Origin of the sequence: Halomonas sp. 18071143 (assembly GCF_019211725.1) — a bacterium.
Lineage (GTDB): Bacteria > Pseudomonadota > Gammaproteobacteria > Pseudomonadales > Halomonadaceae > Vreelandella > Vreelandella stevensii.
In genome coordinates this window covers 1,170,322-1,185,790 of the sequence record NZ_CP078120.1, presented here as the reverse complement: position 1 = coordinate 1,185,790, position 15,469 = coordinate 1,170,322, and the positions used below count along the sequence as shown (strand labels likewise).

Sequence of the window (15,469 nt, the reverse complement as noted above, 5' to 3'; positions counted from 1 at the left end):
TTTTGAACAGTGGGAGGAGCATTCATTGGCTTATAGCCAGAGCAGCCACCCAGGCTATCCTGTGGGAGGCCAATTTATTGGGCGACTGCTTGAGTAGCCACCCATATCAAGCTGAGTGCAGGAATCATCGCGGGCTGAAGCCTCCTCCTACAACAGTGAGCCGCCCCAAGCCAGTGTGTGAGTACCTACTCCACGTGAATCACTACTTCGACACGGCGATTGCGGGCGCGCCCTTCGGCGCTGCTGTTATCCTCCAGCGGGCGGGTATCGGCAAACCCGACGGCGCGCAGCCGCTCAGGCTCGACCCCAGCGGCCTCTAGTGCTTCAACGATGGCAATGGCCCGTGCGCTGGAGAGCGCCCAGTTGGACGAGAACTCAGGGGTATTGATCGGTTGACTGTCCGAGTGCCCTTCGACCCATACTTCGCCGTCATAGCGCTGGATGGTTTCCAGCAGGCTGCCTACCAGCGATGTGCCGCCTTCCGACAACCCCGCCGCGGCAGAGGGAAACAGCAGCTGATCCTGCACCCGCAGACTGATGCCTTCCGCTACCCTGGAGACCTCGACGCCTTCCAGGTTCGGCAAATAAAGCGATGTTTCGACACGTTCGGGCAGCTGCTCATCCAGCGCCAAAGCGCTGCTAATGGCCTCATCGTCGATCTGTTGCACGTTGACAGGCGGCCGGTCGGTCAGCAGTACCATGTAACTGGCCAACGGCTGGCCCAGGCGCTGCGTCTCATCGACGAGCAGCGGCGTAGGCAAGGCGGGCAAGTAGCGCTCCAGCAGCGGCGCGACGGGCGATGTGTCGCTTTCGGCGGGTGCCAATGCCAGCAAGGGTGGCGCCCCCATAGGCTCGGGAACGCGCATGATCGGAGCAGGTAATCCTGCGACCCCCAGAGCCGCACTGATGGCCATCGGGCTAAGCGTGCCGGGCTCATTCAGGTAAGCGATGTTGCGCTTTTGGCGTCGCTCATCCAACAATGCGGGCAGCGGCACTTCAAGAGCAGGCACACTGCTTTCGCTGACGTCGGTGTCATCTGCTTCAGGGCTCCAACTGGTGCCGGTCACCCCGGCCGCCGCAATGATGATCACGAACAGCGCCACCAGCAGCGTCATGATGTCGATATAACTAATCATCCAGCCATTATTGCTATCGTCTTCCGGGTATGATGACAACAACGAATCGTGACGGGGGCCGCTACGGTGGTCCTCAAGCATGGGGGTTACTCATTCAAGTTTTAAACCTCGTGGCCGATCTACTATGAGCATGGCAAACTAGTCTATCAAAAAGCCCTGTCAAAAAGCCGTTTACTAGCGATAAGGAACTACCCGGTGCGCATTCGTCCTTTGCTGTCTTTCACTCGCCGCTATCTTGCCCCACTCGGGCTTGGCGCGGTTAGCTTGATGCTAAGCGGCTGTTTTTACGCCAACACATCCCAGGCGCCGATTGCCACCACCTACCCTTACAGTGAGCAGCAGCGCATGCAGGCTGCACATCACTGGAACGTACTGGCCCATCACGAAGCCAACCACATTTTGCAGCGTGAACGCGTACGGTTTCGCGACTTGTACATTACACCCGCCGATGATCAAAGCTTGCATGGCTACAGCGGCGGCGAATTTGGCAGAGGTTTTCGTACCCTGCTAACCAGCGAACTCGTCACGCGTGGGGCATCGGTCATGACCGAACCCACCGCCGACACGGCGGAGGTACACGTGGGTGTTGAGATCGTCACTCACCGTGACCGAGGCTTCATTCGCCCCCCTGTCGGTGCCTTTACCGCCCTCACGGCGGGTATTGCCGTTGCCACTATCCCCTATAACCAGTGGAGCGAACCCGCTCTGGGACTCATTCCCGGCGGCATCCTGGCCGACATCACCAGCGGCAGCTGGACTCATACCGGCAATGAAGAAGTCATCATTACCACCCAAATCGTCGATGGCGAGCGCATTTTATACTCCTCCTCCAACATCTATTACATCAACGCCGGTGACCGTCGCCAATACGCCCCCCACAGAGTCCCACAAGCCCCCTCGACGCCCACCGTTTCCATCACCGACACGTGGTAATGTATATGTTTCCCAATGCCTTGAGAGCACAGCGACTGCCTCGCTGCCTGATCACGATGACCACCCTTCTTGCCTCACTGTTGATGGCAGGCTGCTCAACGTTTGGCAACACTGCATCGTCAGTAGAACCAAAGCCCGACCTTTCCAGCCTGGCGCATCAAGCCGCGCAGCAAATGGTTGCCAGCAATCCAGATTTAACACGCTATAGCCCCATGATTGCCGCGACTTTTGTCAGCATCGACAACTTGAGCCAGTCCTCCACGTTTGGGCGTATCAGTTCCGAAATCATGGCGTCTGCGTTAGCCCAGCAAGGCATGCAGGTCCGTGAAGTCAAAATGCGTGATAGCATGTTCATCGAAGAAAATGTAGGGGAACTGATTCTATCCCGTCAGGTGCAAAGGCTCAGCTCTCAGCACAACGCTCGCTCCATTCTCATGGGAACCTATGCCCAGGGTCAGGACTCCTTGTATGTGAGTGCACGGGTAGTGCGTGCGGGTGATGCCATGGTGCTGGGCAGTGCAGACTTCCGTCTCCCCCTCGATAACAACATCCGCAGCCTGCTGGAAGGCCAGGGCGGCTGGTGATGATCGGGTAAACGTCCCCGCAACATTCAATATTGTCGAAAAGCCTGAGGAGCTTACTCCCCAGGCTTTTCATTGAAATGAGCAAAGAGAAGCGATGCCGTCTCAACCGAAACCTCGCAAGCCGCATATCGTGGCGACCAGCAGAGTCATCAAGCTAGTGGCCAACATCACCAAGCTGTTGAGCTATGGCTTTCATGCCCTGTTCCCCAAAAAACGCTTTACGCTACCGGAACAAGCGGCCCCCTGGCTGAAGCCCAAAGAGCCAACGCCCATCCCCAGGATCATCTGGCAAACCAACTTCACCAATAAGGTCACGCTCCCTGTTTACTTGAACTACCTGTTCAATCGCTTGATGGCCCCGCGCTTCGAATATCGGTTCATGATTACCGAGGCCAGAAAAGCGTTCATTGCCGCTCACTACTCTCCAGAGATCAATCAGCAATATGACCGCCTACAAATCGGTGCCGCCCAGGCCGATTTCTGGAGGCTGCTGGTGCTCTACCAACACGGTGGCGTATATCTGGATATCGATGCCCACGCGATCTGGCCCTTGGCCAACACGTTAGGCAAGCATGAGGAGCTGTATATCACCACCCGCCGTGGTGAGCTCAGCAACTATTTCATTGCCAGCCGCCCCGGCAATCCGAACCTGTTGAAGCTGATCGAACGAGTGCAGCACAACATTCAGGACAGCTCCCTGACCAACGTCTTCGAGCTGACCGGGCCGGGGGTGTTCATCGAACTACTCGATCAACAAGCCGTGCCCACTGTCTCCTATCGGCATGCCTGTAACCAGGGCAGCTTCACCAACGAGCATTTTCAGTATATCGACAAAACAGCGGGAAAATGGACCAAGGAGCAGCGCACCGTCAGCGTCGTGAGACCAGAGCCTGCACGTGATGCTCAGGACCGCTCTGCCGATTGACCTGGGAAACGCGACCTACCAAAAAAAACGCTAGCCCAAGGCTAGCGTTTTTACTTACTGAAGACAGAAGCGCTTACTTGTAAACCGGGAAGCGGCCACACACCTCTGCCACTTTATCCAACACCTGGGCTTCGATGCCGCTGGTGTCTTCACCCTTGGCCAGCACATCGAGGATATCGCAGATCCAGCCTGCCAGTTGGGTACACTCTTGCTCACCGAAACCGCGGGTGGTCACTGCCGGGGTGCCGATACGCAGGCCGGAGGTGACGAATGGGCTTTGCGGGTCGTTGGGCACGGCGTTCTTGTTGACGGTGATGTGGGCGCGGCCCAGGGCAGCATCCGCATCCTTGCCGGTCACGCCCTGCTTGATCAGAGAAAGCAGGAACAGGTGGTCTTCGGTACCGCCCGAGACGATGTCGTAGCCACGCTCGATGAACACGGTTGCCATGGCCTGTGCGTTCTTGACGACCTGCTGCTGGTAGGTCTTGAACTCGGGCGCCATGGCTTCCTTGAAGCAGATCGCCTTGGCCGCAATGACGTGCATCAGCGGGCCGCCCTGGCCGCCGGGGAACACGGCAGACTGGAGCTTTTTCTCGATCTCGGGGTTGTTTTCCGCCGAGAGGATCACGCCGCTACGGGGGCCACGCAGGGTCTTGTGGGTGGTGGAGGTGACCACGTGGGCGTGGGGCAGCGGGCTGGGGTAGACACCGGCCGCCACCAGACCCGACACGTGGGCCATATCGACCAGCAGGTAAGCCCCTACTTCGTCGGCGATTTCGCGGAATTTGGCCCAATCGACAATCTGGGAGTAGGCCGAGAAGCCCGCAATGATCATTTTCGGCTGGTGCTCACGAGCCAGCTGAGCCACCTGAGCGTAATCGATCAGGCCCTGCTCATCGAGACCGTACTGGATAGCATTGTAGTGCTTGCCAGAGAAGTTGGGCTTGGCACCGTGGGTCAGGTGACCGCCCGCGTCCAGGCTCATGCCGAGGATGGTATCGCCGGGGCTGACCAGCGCCTGGAATACGGCACTGTTTGCCTGAGAGCCGGAGTGCGGCTGCACGTTGACGTAGGTGGCGCCAAACAGCTCCTTGGCGTAATCGATGGCCAGGTTCTCGGCGATATCGACAAACTCACAGCCGCCGTAGTAGCGCTTGCCGGGGTAGCCTTCAGCGTATTTATTGGTCAGCTGGCTGCCTTGTGCTTCCAGGACACGCGGGCTGGCGTAGTTTTCGGAAGCAATCAGTTCGATGTGGGCTTCCTGGCGTGCCACTTCCTTCTGCATGGCATCAAACAGCACATCATCGAATCCGGCAATTGTCATGTCGCGGCTGAACATCGGCGGGAACCTCGTAACGAAACGGTCATCATGGAGAAGCGAGGGAGCCATGATAACCCACTCGGACGCGACTTTCATCGCATCCGTATCAGGTGTTACATGAGCATGTTTCATGTTGGCGGTAGCCTTTACAGGCTGACCAACTGGACAACCGCGCTATTTCAATTCGAAAGTGACGCGTAGGCGCTGACTGCTGCCCAGCGGGTCCATCATGAATTGTTCGAGGGTAAAGGGGTCCGGCAGCGCGATGTGCGTGGTCAAGGATTGGGCGTGCCCCCCCATGATATCGACCAGAGCTACCATCAGCTTGGCGACCTGCGGGCCTGCCAGCCTTTCGAACTGGCGAGCCTGAGCCCAGCCTTGCGCCACCATTTGCGAGGTGCTGATCCCCTCCTGGGTGGCGAGCTCGGTGGCGAGGCGCGGCAGCAGGCCAGCATCCTTGTAAGCCAGGGTGACGTTACCGCCGTGAAGCCTGGCCGTTTCGAACAGGGCTGGGTGTTGCATCGCCTGTTCGATGGTGGCACGCCCAGGTAGCGTCACGGGAAGCGCCATCTGGTAGCTCACCTCCCCCGCCTCGCTGAGCTGTAAAAAACCTTCCGCCTTCAGCTGCGGCGGTTGAGTATCCTCATGCCACTCAGAGGCACTGCGCCCTGCGGCATTCAGGCGCCCGCTGCCACCGGTCAGCACGTTATTCACGGCCTGTAGATCCCGACGCTCTTGCGGTGGCGCCAGGTCAATCAACGCCCCCATATCCAGCGCGGCCCCCTGAAAGCCCATATCGCTGACGTAGAGGTTGCCGCTGGCCCAGGCACGCTCCAGCAGTATGCTCCAGCGGTCACCGGTCAGACTGAAGCCGTTCACTTCGGCCCACGCCAGCTGCTCCTGCCCTGGACGATCGAGCCCTTCCAGCCCACGTATACTCAGCTCATCCAGCCCCAGCGAAGCGCTAAAGCCCAACGCCAGATCATTGAATTCGGCCTTCAGCCCCTGAAGCTCAAAGCGCCCAAGGGCAGCGTCGCTCATCTCTTCCAGCACCAACGCTTGCAAGGTGAGGTAGCCCGTCAGCGCCGCGTCGTTGCCCCACTCTGCTGTCCACTGCTTGGCCAAGGTGCCGTCCAGCCACAGCGAAAGCTCCTGCAAACGCAAGCCGTGAAGCGGTGCATCTGGGGTCGTGAAGTTGGCGAAGTCGGGGACGGCCGCTCCTGGGCGATCGAGGGCCAGCTCGGTCAGCGTCAAGACCGGGTCACTGACGTCAGGCTCGATGACGCGAATACCGTGAAACGAGACGCTCTCGGGTTGGTCGTAATCGCCCTGCACGTGGTAGGCCTCGATGGTCACCACATCGCCTTGCGCCTGCCGGATCACGATGTGCTCGGCGATCACGCGCTGCTCCTGTTCACGGAGTTCGCCGATTTCGATGAGCTGCTCGCCACGGCCCCACTGGGCCTGCAGGTCAGCCTCCAGACGCGCCACGGATGCATGGGCATCACCAACGCTCAACAGGGTGACGACAAGTCCTGCCAGGATCGGCATGCCCTGTTGAAAACGAGGAAGCACAGGTAAGAAATGAGAGACGTTGAACGACCACATGCCGCGAACTCCAATGAAGAGGCGCGTAGCATACACGAAGCCTGCTTTGTGAAAAGCGAAGAATGCGCCGGCTCATGCAGTTGCCCAATAAACTGGCCTCCCACAGGTTGGTTTGGTGGCTGCTCAGGCTATAACCCAATGAATTGGCCTCCTTCTGTTCAAGAAGCTTTGCTGTGGCTGAGAGCTTCTTGCGGCTGGAAGCCTATTGTGGGAGGGAGCTTTAGCTCGCGATGATTCCAGCACGGGTGCCTGCCCAAGCAGTCGCCCAATGAAATTGGCCTCCCACAGGATAGCTTGGTTGGCTGCTCAGGCTATAAGCCCATGCATTGGCCTCCTACAAGTTAGTTTGGGTGGCTGCGCTACCCAGTTACAGCCATATAGCATTCCAGTAGCTATAGGCTTTGATATCGTCGACCAGGTTGGCACGCAATGGATTGGCGACAATGTATCTGGCCGCCGCTTTTAGGGCAGTTTCATCCCTAATCATTCGATCATGAAAGCCGTCCTGCCAAACGCTCTGTCCAATATCCAAAGAGACATAAGCCTTGTAGCGTCTTACGGCCTCCGATAGCTGTTCATTTAGTTGAAAAAGCCAATGAATGTGGTCTGGCATGACGACATAGGCGTAGGTAGTGGCAAGAACTGACACACGTGGATGATAAAAGTGTCGAGCCGCGTGACGGGCCTGGGAAAAAGTGGAAAAGACAGGTTGCCGACGCTGAGTGGTGATGGTCACCAGGTAGTAACTGTTGGGGATGGAGAGCCTGCCACGTCTCAGCTGATAACTTCTATTCATGTGGCCACTCTCCCTTTATGTGATTAACTTTATTTAAACTAGCATATTTTCGTTAATCGATTGAGCGATGACAGAAAGCGCAGGTGAAGCTGGGAGCTTCTTGTGGCTGGAAGCTTCTTGTGGGAGGGAGCTTTAGCTCGCGATGATTCAAGCACGGGTGCCTGCCCAAGCAATCGCCCAATAAAATTGGCCTCCCACAGGATAGCCTAGGTGCCTACTCAGGCAGTCGCCCAATGAAATTGGCCTCACACAGGATGGTTTGGATGGCTGCTCTGGCTATAGCCAATGAGTTGACCTCCCAGAGGTTAAGAAGCCCTGCTGTGGCTGGGAGCTTCTTGTGGGAGGGAGCTTTAGCTCGCGATGATTCAAGCACGGGTGCCTGCCCAGGCAGTCGCCCAATGAAATTGGCCTCCCACAGGTTAGCTTGGGTGACTGCCCAAGCAGTCGCCCAATAAATTGGCCTCCCACAGGATAGCCTAGGTGCCTGCCCAGGCAATCGCCCAATAAATTGGCCTCCCACAGGATAGCTTGGGTGCCTACCCAGGCAATCGCCCAATGAAATTGGCCTCCCACAGGATAGCTTGGGTGGCTGCTCAGGCTATAGCCAATGAGTTGACCTCCCAGAGGTTAAGAAGACCTGCTGTGGCTGGGAGCTTCTTGTGGCTGGAAGCCTATTGTGGGAGGGAGCTTTAGCTCGCGATGATTCAAGCACGGGTGCCTGCCCAAGCAGTCGCCCAATGAAATTGGCCTCCCACAGGATAGCTTGGGTGGCTGCTCTGGCTATAAGCCAATGGATGGGCCTCCCTCAAGTGGGCTTGAGTGGCTGCCGGGGCAGCCACTCCTTCATTGCCTACGCTTCTCCCAACAGCCCCAGGCTGGCGGCGGGGGCTTGGCGGCGCAGTTGGTAAGAAAGCAGATGACCAATGATGCCGATCAGCAGCGCGCCGCCCAGGGGCAGCACTAGCCATAGGCCCCAATGCAGGCGCGGGGTGAGGTCGAGCCAGTAGAGGTAGAGCGCGGCGGTGACCAGCTCGGCCAGCACCGCGCCCAGCAGCCCGCTGGCAAAGCCCAGCAGGGCGTACTCGGCTCCTTGCACGCGGGAGATCATCCGATTACCCGCCCCGAACACCCGCAGCAGGCCGCTTTCATGGGCGCGTACCGGTCGGCTGGCCGTGAGGGCGGCGTACAACACGCTCACCCCTGCCAACAGCACCAGGGCCAGCACCAGTTCGACGGCCCGCGTTACCTGGGTGAGCACGTCACGCACCTGGCCCAGGATGGCATCGACGTTGAGCAACGAGACGCCCGGGAAGTCGCTGACCAGTTGGCGAACCAGGCTCTGCTCCGCGTCTGGCAAGTGGAAGGCGGTGATGAAGCTATGCCCAAAGGACTCCAGTACGCCCGGCGGAAAGATCACGAAGAAGTTGGGGTTGAAGCTATCCCAGTTCAGGCTGCGCAAACTGTCGATGCGGGTGGTGATGGTATCGCCCCCCACGGTGAAGGTCATTTCATTGCCCACGCCTAGCCCCAGGCGGGCTGCCAGCCCCTCTTCCACCGAAATGGGCACGGTACTGGCCACCGCCGAGGCAGTGGCCTCGACTTCACTCATCCAACCCTGGGGCTCGCTGGGGGTGCGAAACCACTGCCCGGCCACCACGCGATTGCCTTCCGGCAGCGTGGCTTGCCAGGTGAGGTTCAGCTCGCGGCGCAAGGAGTTGTCGCCCCGGGCATCGGGTGGCACGGCGTCCCGAGGGGCTTGCCCGTTGATGGCACTGATGCGCCCGCGCACCATGGGGTAGAGCGTGCTTTGGGTCTCGACGCGCGGGGCCACGGCCTGCTCGAAGGCCTCGCGTTCGCTGGGCTGGATATTGATGGCAAAGTAGTTGGGTGTGTTGTCCGGCAGCTGGTCTTGCCAGGTGGTCAGCAGATCACCACGTACCAGCACGATCATGGCCATGGCGAAAAACGTCACCGAAAAGGCCAGCAGTTGCCCTAGCCCGGCCTGCTTGCGGCGGGCCAACTGCCGCCCTCCCAAACGCAGGGCCTGGCCCCATTCACTGGCACCGGAGAGGCGCTGCACTGCCTTCAACAAGCCATTCAGCAGCAAGGCACTGACGCCCCACAACAGTGCCAGCAATAGCGAACCGCCCAGCAGCAGCGCCAGAGCCAGCGAGAAGCTGCCCGAGTAGAGCCACAGCAGGCCACCAAACACCAGGCTGGCCACGCCCACCACCAGCCAGGCGGCAGGCGGCAGCGGGTCCAGTTCACGGCGCAGCACTTTCAGCGCGCTCACCTGTTTGATGCGCAGCAAGGTGGGGCCAGCAAAACCCACCAGTACCGCCAGCGCGGTGAAGATGCCCAGCCATAGCGGCATGATGCCGGGGGCAGGCAGCGTCATGGGCAGGAAGCTGCTCAACAACCACAGCAGCAGTGCCTGGCCTACCAGCCCGAGAATGGCCCCCAGCAGCGAGGCTATCAACGCCAGGCCCACCAGCTGCAGGCTAAACAGCATGACCAGCTGTTGCTGGCTAGCGCCGAAGCAGCGCAGCAGCGCGGCAGTGTCCAGATGGCGCTCGACATAGCGACGAGTCGACATGGCCACTGCGACCCCGGCCAACAGCACGGCCGCCAGCCCTGCCAGCCCCAGGTAGCTCTCCGCGCGCTGCAGTGCATTGCCCAACTGCGGCCGGTCGACGCGGACATCACGCACGTCCACGCCCTCCCGGCGTAATTCCGCCAGCAAGCCTTGCACTTGCTCCAGAGCGGCAGGCGGCCCGGCGGCCAGCAGCTCGAACTCGACCCGGGAGCCAGGCTGCACCAGTCCGGTGGCGTCAAGGTCGGCGGTATTGAGCATCAGCCGAGGGTTGAAGTTGCCAAACCCTGCGGACTGGTCGGCTTCACGCTCGATGATGCCGGTGATGGTCAGCTCGGTTTGGCCTACCTGTACCTGATCACCGATTTCGATCTCGATCAGCTCCGCCAGACGCGGGTCGGCCCAAGCCTCACCGGCGCCAGGCCCGGAGGCCAGGCGTTCGACGCCATTGCCCAGATCAACCAGGTTGACGCCATAGTGCGGGTAGATATCATCGACGGCCTTGAGGCTGGCCGGTTGAAAGCGCTCACCGCGGCTAATCATCGACACCAGGTCTACCTGGTCGCTCAGGATAAAGCCCGCCGCTTCGAGTTCGGCACGCAGGCTCTCATCGAAGGGCTCACGCTGTTCCAGCACCAGGTCGCCGCCCAATATCTGGCTGGCCTGGCGCTCCAGGCCACGCTCCAGACGGTCCAGGAAGAAGGCGATCATGGTGGATGCCGCCACCGCCAACATCAAGGCCACGAACAGCGCCCGGACATCTGACGCGCGCAAGTCACGTTTTAAACTACGGGCGGCCAGCCGCCAGTTGATGTCACTCATTGCCTTCCTCGCTGGTGGCCGGGGCGGGAACGAAAGGCGTCAATTGGCCATTGGTGAGCCGCAGGCAGCGGTCGCAACGGCGCGCCAATGCGTGGTCGTGAGTCACCAGGATCAGCGTGGTGCCCGCCTGCTGGTTCAGCGTGAACAGCAGGTCGATGATTTGTGCGCCGGTATCCGGGTCGAGGTTGCCGGTGGGTTCGTCGGCGAACACCAGCTCCGGGTCGGTGACGAAGGCACGGGCAATCGCCACGCGCTGCTGTTCGCCCCCAGAGAGCTGTTTGGGCAGATGCGAGGTGCGCTCCCCTAGCCCCACACGCTCCAGCCACTGCTGGGCGGCGGCGGTTTCCCCTGCCCGGGGCGACAACTCCAGCGGCAGCAGCACGTTTTCGAAGGCGCTGAGCGTGGGCAGCAGCTGGAAGTTTTGAAACACGAAACCTACTCGTCCGGCCCTGAGCGCGGCACGCCCATCCTCATCCAGCTGGCTCAGCGGGTGACCAAACAGCGTCAGCTCACCATCACTTGGCGTGTCCAGCCCCGCCAGCAGCCCCAGCAAGGTTGACTTGCCTGCCCCGCTCTTGCCTAGAATGGCAACGCTTTCACCGGCGGCCACGCTGAGGTCGAGGTGGTCCAGTATGGTCAGCGAACGCTCGCCACTGGCGACGCGTTTTGCCAACTGATGGGCATGTAGCACCACGTTGGGCGCCATGGCCGGGGGAACCTTACCTGACGTTGGCGTGTCGGTGGTGGGCGCATGCGCATTGGCAGCATCGGTGGGCACTTTGGAAGTAGGGTCAGAGGAGTAGGACATGAAGCGTGGATTCCCTTTAATAACGGTTCGACAACGAATGGTACCTGTACGACAGGCGATGCACACGACACTCGCAAACACGGCTTTCTCACCAACAGCACTTTCAAGAGCCTTCATGCTGACGGCCGTCACCCTGGTGACCTGTTTGAGCGTGCTCCCCTTGTACGCCGATGACGACGACACATCCTCGGATACTCGCGCATTGCCCACGTTGCTGGTGATGGGCGATAGCTTGAGCGCTGCCTATGGTATCGAAGAAGAGCAAGGCTGGGTGGCGCTGCTCGCCCAGCGTCTGGAGGGCGAGGCCGAGGTGGTCAATGCCAGCATCAGCGGTGAAACCACCGCTGGCGGTGCGCAACGATTCGCCGATATTCTCCGACAGCGTCAGCCGGATATCGTTCTGCTGGAGCTGGGCGGCAACGATGGCCTGCGTGGCCTGCCCCCCGCCCAGATGCGCGCCAACCTGGCCAGCATGATCGAACAGAGCCAGCAGGCCGATGCCGAGGTACTGCTGCTGGGCATCGATATTCCGCCCAACTACGGGCAGGCATATCGTGATGCCTTTACCGGCGTGTTCCACTCGCTGGCGGATGAGTACGCGCTTTCACTGGTGCCCTTCCTGCTGGAAGATGTGGCGCTCAATACCCAGTTGATGCAAAGCGATGGCATTCATCCCACGGCAGAGGCTCAGCCTATCATTCTGGACAACGTTTGGCCCGAACTGGAGCCTATGTTGGAGGCATCGCACCAGGCCACTCGGTAACAAAACGTTGATGATTTGTGACCAGCAGGGATAGCGCTTTTGCATGTCAGCGAGTAATCTGAAGGCCTATTTACCCAACGCTCATGGCGTCCATGTCCCTGCACTCACTCCCTCCTCCCCATGGCCTGACACGTCGGCGGTTCTTGACCGTCACAGGCGCTCTGTTGCTGGGTGTTGGGCTGGGGTTTCAGCCCTCTCCTGCGGCCGCCTTCAACCCTCAGCAATTGCGTCAATCCATGCAACGGCTTTATGGCCAAAGCGGCGTGAACGTGCTGGAAGAGTGGTTCAGCCTGCTCGACCGCCTGCAGGGCCAGGATATTCAAACGCAACTGCGCGACGTGAATGACTTCTTCAACCGGCGCATTCGCTGGGTAGATGATATCAACAACTGGGGCCAGGAAGACTTCTGGGCCACGCCCCTGGAAGCCATGGGCAAGGGCCAGGGCGACTGCGAAGATTATTCGATTGCCAAATACATCACGTTAAAGCAGTTGGGCGTTCCGGGTGACCGGCTTCGCATGATTTACGTACGCGCGCGGATCGGGCGTAGTCAGATTACCCAGGCGCACATGGTGCTGGGCTACTACTCGACGCCCAATGCCGAACCGCTGGTGCTGGATAACCTGATGCCTTCCATCACGCCCGCTTCCCAGCGTAACGACCTGGACCCGGTCTTCAGTTTCAATAGCAGTGGTTTGTGGGCAGGCGGCGGCTCCGAGTCTCGCGCCGACCCGCTGGCGCGGTTGTCTCGCTGGCGCAGCGTCATCGAGCGCATGCAATCACAAGGATTCATCTAAGAGGAACAGGCACCATGTCGCTGATCAAACAGCTTTGGCTGGCCATTATCGTGCTGTTGCTGCTGTCGTTCGTCGGCAGCCTGGCCATCAGCATCAACAGCAGCCGCGCCTACATCGAGCAGGAAGTGCGCATCAAGAACGAGGACAACGCCACGGCACTGGCGCTTTCCATGAGCCAGCTGGACAAGGAACTGGTGATCCTCGAATTGCTGATTGCAGCGCAGTTCGATACCGGTTACTACCGTTCTATCGTGCTGCGCGATGCCGAAGGCGACGTGCTGGTGGAACGCCGCGCCGGTGAGTACAGCGGCGACGTCCCCGGCTGGTTTCGTAGCCTGGTGCAGTTCGATGTGCCAACGGGCACGGCCACCGTTCAGGATGGCTGGCGGCAGTTTGGCACGCTGGAGTTGGAGAGCCAGCACAGTTTTGCCTATGCCTCGCTATGGCGCAGCATGCTGGAGCTGGCGGGTTGGTTCCTGCTGGCGGGGGCGATCAGCCTGACCCTGGCCACGGTGATGGTGCGGGGCATCAAGCACCCGCTGGTACGAGTAGTGGCCCAGGCCAAGGACATCAGCGCGCGCCGCTTCACCACCATCAAGGAACCCCGCACGCTGGAGCTGCGTGAAGTGGCCCAGGCCATGAACGTGCTGTCGGCCAACGTGCGCCAGATGCTCAGCGACGAAGGGCAAAAGCTGGACGAGCTACGCCGTCATCTGCAGCACGACCGTGTGACCGACGCCTTGAACCGCGATGTGATGCTGGGCAAGCTGGGCGCTCTGCTGGAGAGTGAAGACGCCCGTGCCACGGGGCTGCTGGTCATGGTGCGTGTGCGCGCCCTGGAGCAGTTGAACGAGCAGCTTGGCCACCAGGCCACCGATGCCCTGCTCAAGCAGCTCACCCAGCAGTTGGCCGCGCTGGATAGCACGTCGGAAGAGCCCCTGGTGGGCCGACTCAACGGCAGTGACTTTCTGCTGATACTACCCATGGAGGAGGAGCCTCACGCACTACTGCCTCGCCTGGAAGAAGCGCTGGCACAGGTAACGTCGCCCCACAATAGCGCCACACCGGGCCTGGCCACCGCCGTGGTAGCCTACCATCCGCATGATGAACGTGGCCCGCTGCTGGCGACGCTGGACGACGCCCTGGCAGAGGCGGAAAGTGCCAGCAGCGCTACCCATATCGTGGTGCGGCAGCGTGAACAGGGCTCTCTGTTCGGCAACCACACGCAGTGGCGCACGGCCCTGACCGACGCCATTGCCCAGGGGCCGCAATTGGCCTACTTCCCGGTCATGGATGCCGAGCAGCAGGTGTTGCACTACGAATGCCCTGCCCGCCTACAGCTGGCTAACCAGTGGCAAAGTGCGGGGCTCTTCATTCCTTGGGTCACGCGTTTTTCGATGGAGCCCGCGCTGGATATCGCAGTAGTGCGCAAGGCACTTGACAAGCTCAAGGCCCACGGCGAGCAGTCGCTCGGGATCAACCTGTCGATTGCATCGATTACCAACGCCGAGTTCGTCAATGAGCTGAGACAGCTATTGGAGAAGCAGCCTGCCCAGGCACGCAAGCTCTGCTTCGAGGTACCCGCTACGCTAACGCCACACGCCATTGGCAGCTTGCGCGGGCTATGCAGCGCTCTGCGCCCGCTGGGCTGCCAGTTCGGCATCGAACACGTGGGTGCTGAATTCACCAAGTTGGCCGACCTGCACGACGTAGGGTTGAGCTACCTGAAACTGGACAGCAGCCTGGTGCGGGGTATCGATACCTCCCACGAGCAGCAAACCATCGTGCGCGGCATGGCCACCCTGTGCCACTCACTAGGCATTGAGGTGATCGCCGAGGGCGTGGCCGCCCCAGAGGAGCTGGAAAGCCTGTTCCGCACCGGTGTAGATGGCGTGACAGGCCCAGCTGTTCGAGCCAGCTAGGCCCCACCATGGTGGTAAGGGCGTGCCTGAGGCACGTCCTTACCAGAGTGGCGTATCGTCATCCCCTAGCAGGTTCACGTCATTCCTTGCGCGAAGCGACTTACGCTCCATCACCTTGCTCTGGGCGGCAGCAGGCAAATCGGTAAAGCTCAGCACGCCCTTCTCCAGCAACACCTCCAGCATGTCTTCTACCACCCTCACGAAAGCCAGGTCAGACGCTATCATTTGCGCCGACTGCCCCGTTTGCTGGGCCAGAAAGGCAAACACCTCTGGCGAATTGGCCGCGATGGTCTCGCTACACTCGGGCGTAGGCTCCTTGCTAAGCGTCACGATCTCCCCCTTGGCGTTACGTTTGATATAGAGCATAGCGGCTTCCCCTGTCAGTCAACGCGCTGGTTGGTTGTTAAACGTCATCTTACTGTAGATACAACAAGGCCGCCCGTAGGCGGCCTTTGGGTTGG

Annotated in this window: 13 protein-coding genes; 6 read left to right on the top strand and 7 right to left on the bottom strand. The window is 60.2% G+C overall.

Annotated features, from left to right (window positions below):
* Nucleotides 1-185 precede the first annotated feature (185 nt).
* Nucleotides 186-1,217, bottom strand: a complete 1,032-nt coding sequence (locus KVY02_RS05595) for an OmpA family protein (RefSeq protein WP_081138176.1) — start codon at nt 1,215-1,217, stop codon at nt 186-188.
* A gap of 114 nt (nt 1,218-1,331) precedes the next feature.
* Between KVY02_RS05595 and KVY02_RS05590 the strand changes: the two genes are divergently transcribed.
* The 3 genes from KVY02_RS05590 to KVY02_RS05580 all read left to right on the top strand — a co-directional run bounded on the left by KVY02_RS05590 (nt 1,332) and on the right by KVY02_RS05580 (nt 3,578).
* Entirely contained in the window at nt 1,332-2,069 is a 738-nt protein-coding gene (locus tag KVY02_RS05590) for a hypothetical protein (RefSeq protein ID WP_256357576.1), read from the top strand.
* A 56-nt stretch (nt 2,070-2,125) separates the two neighbouring features.
* On the top strand, nt 2,126-2,653 hold the full coding sequence (locus tag KVY02_RS05585) for a FlgO family outer membrane protein (RefSeq protein WP_218314685.1): 528 nt from the start codon (nt 2,126-2,128) through the stop codon (nt 2,651-2,653).
* 94 nt (nt 2,654-2,747) lie between these two features.
* On the top strand, nt 2,748-3,578 hold the full coding sequence (locus tag KVY02_RS05580) for a glycosyltransferase family 32 protein (protein ID WP_218314683.1): 831 nt from the start codon (nt 2,748-2,750) through the stop codon (nt 3,576-3,578).
* A 73-nt stretch (nt 3,579-3,651) separates the two neighbouring features.
* Here the strand turns inward: KVY02_RS05580 and glyA are convergent, their stop codons facing one another.
* The 5 genes from glyA to KVY02_RS05555 all read right to left on the bottom strand — a co-directional run bounded on the left by glyA (nt 3,652) and on the right by KVY02_RS05555 (nt 11,526).
* Complete coding sequence (gene glyA, locus KVY02_RS05575; RefSeq protein WP_016913272.1) at nt 3,652-4,917, bottom strand: serine hydroxymethyltransferase; 1,266 nt, start codon at nt 4,915-4,917, stop codon at nt 3,652-3,654.
* 156 nt (nt 4,918-5,073) lie between these two features.
* Nucleotides 5,074-6,507, bottom strand: a complete 1,434-nt coding sequence (locus KVY02_RS05570; protein ID WP_218314682.1) for a hypothetical protein — start codon at nt 6,505-6,507, stop codon at nt 5,074-5,076.
* Nucleotides 6,508-6,874: 367 nt separating this feature from the next.
* On the bottom strand, nt 6,875-7,303 hold the full coding sequence (locus tag KVY02_RS05565) for an REP-associated tyrosine transposase (RefSeq protein ID WP_081138170.1): 429 nt from the start codon (nt 7,301-7,303) through the stop codon (nt 6,875-6,877).
* Nucleotides 7,304-8,153: 850 nt separating this feature from the next.
* Nucleotides 8,154-10,718 carry an ABC transporter permease gene (locus KVY02_RS05560; protein ID WP_218314681.1) on the bottom strand — a complete coding sequence of 855 codons (2,565 nt, stop codon included), beginning with the start codon at nt 10,716-10,718 and terminating at the stop codon, nt 8,154-8,156.
* On the bottom strand, nt 10,711-11,526 hold the full coding sequence (locus KVY02_RS05555; RefSeq protein ID WP_218314680.1) for an ABC transporter ATP-binding protein: 816 nt from the start codon (nt 11,524-11,526) through the stop codon (nt 10,711-10,713). Before KVY02_RS05555 ends, KVY02_RS05560 begins: the two co-directional genes overlap by 8 nt.
* Before the next feature lie 115 nt (nt 11,527-11,641).
* Between KVY02_RS05555 and KVY02_RS05550 the strand changes: the two genes are divergently transcribed.
* The 3 genes from KVY02_RS05550 to KVY02_RS05540 all read left to right on the top strand — a co-directional run bounded on the left by KVY02_RS05550 (nt 11,642) and on the right by KVY02_RS05540 (nt 15,008).
* On the top strand, nt 11,642-12,289 hold the full coding sequence (locus KVY02_RS05550) for an arylesterase (RefSeq protein ID WP_371317404.1): 648 nt from the start codon (nt 11,642-11,644) through the stop codon (nt 12,287-12,289).
* A gap of 92 nt (nt 12,290-12,381) precedes the next feature.
* Nucleotides 12,382-13,086, top strand: coding sequence for a transglutaminase-like cysteine peptidase (locus KVY02_RS05545; RefSeq protein ID WP_218314678.1), 705 nt, complete (start codon nt 12,382-12,384; stop codon nt 13,084-13,086).
* A gap of 14 nt (nt 13,087-13,100) precedes the next feature.
* Entirely contained in the window at nt 13,101-15,008 is a 1,908-nt protein-coding gene (locus KVY02_RS05540; RefSeq protein WP_218314671.1) for an EAL domain-containing protein, read from the top strand.
* 39 nt (nt 15,009-15,047) lie between these two features.
* On the opposite strand, the gene KVY02_RS05535 is transcribed toward KVY02_RS05540, so the two are convergent.
* Nucleotides 15,048-15,374 (bottom strand): tryptophan synthase subunit beta like protein, encoded by a 327-nt coding sequence (locus KVY02_RS05535; RefSeq protein WP_081193592.1) that lies wholly within the window; start codon nt 15,372-15,374, stop codon nt 15,048-15,050.
* Between the last annotated feature and the right edge of the window lie 95 nt (nt 15,375-15,469).

What these genes read in the sequence shown, in the direction of transcription:
- KVY02_RS05585 (WP_218314685.1), top strand. Translation starts at nt 2,126, where the DNA reads ATGACCACCCTTCTTGCCTCACTGTTGATGGCAGGCTGCTCAACGTTT.
- KVY02_RS05535 (WP_081193592.1), bottom strand. Translation starts at nt 15,374, where the DNA reads ATGCTCTATATCAAACGTAACGCCAAGGGGGAGATCGTGACGCTTAGC.
- KVY02_RS05595 (WP_081138176.1), bottom strand. Translation starts at nt 1,217, where the DNA reads ATGCTTGAGGACCACCGTAGCGGCCCCCGTCACGATTCGTTGTTGTCA.
- KVY02_RS05540 (WP_218314671.1), top strand. Translation starts at nt 13,101, where the DNA reads ATGTCGCTGATCAAACAGCTTTGGCTGGCCATTATCGTGCTGTTGCTG.
- KVY02_RS05570 (WP_218314682.1), bottom strand. Translation starts at nt 6,507, where the DNA reads ATGTGGTCGTTCAACGTCTCTCATTTCTTACCTGTGCTTCCTCGTTTT.
- KVY02_RS05545 (WP_218314678.1), top strand. Translation starts at nt 12,382, where the DNA reads ATGTCCCTGCACTCACTCCCTCCTCCCCATGGCCTGACACGTCGGCGG.
- KVY02_RS05580 (WP_218314683.1), top strand. Translation starts at nt 2,748, where the DNA reads ATGCCGTCTCAACCGAAACCTCGCAAGCCGCATATCGTGGCGACCAGC.
- KVY02_RS05565 (WP_081138170.1), bottom strand. Translation starts at nt 7,303, where the DNA reads ATGAATAGAAGTTATCAGCTGAGACGTGGCAGGCTCTCCATCCCCAAC.
- KVY02_RS05555 (WP_218314680.1), bottom strand. Translation starts at nt 11,526, where the DNA reads ATGTCCTACTCCTCTGACCCTACTTCCAAAGTGCCCACCGATGCTGCC.
- glyA (WP_016913272.1), bottom strand. Translation starts at nt 4,917, where the DNA reads ATGTTCAGCCGCGACATGACAATTGCCGGATTCGATGATGTGCTGTTT.
- KVY02_RS05550 (WP_371317404.1), top strand. Translation starts at nt 11,642, where the DNA reads ATGCTGACGGCCGTCACCCTGGTGACCTGTTTGAGCGTGCTCCCCTTG.
- KVY02_RS05560 (WP_218314681.1), bottom strand. Translation starts at nt 10,718, where the DNA reads ATGAGTGACATCAACTGGCGGCTGGCCGCCCGTAGTTTAAAACGTGAC.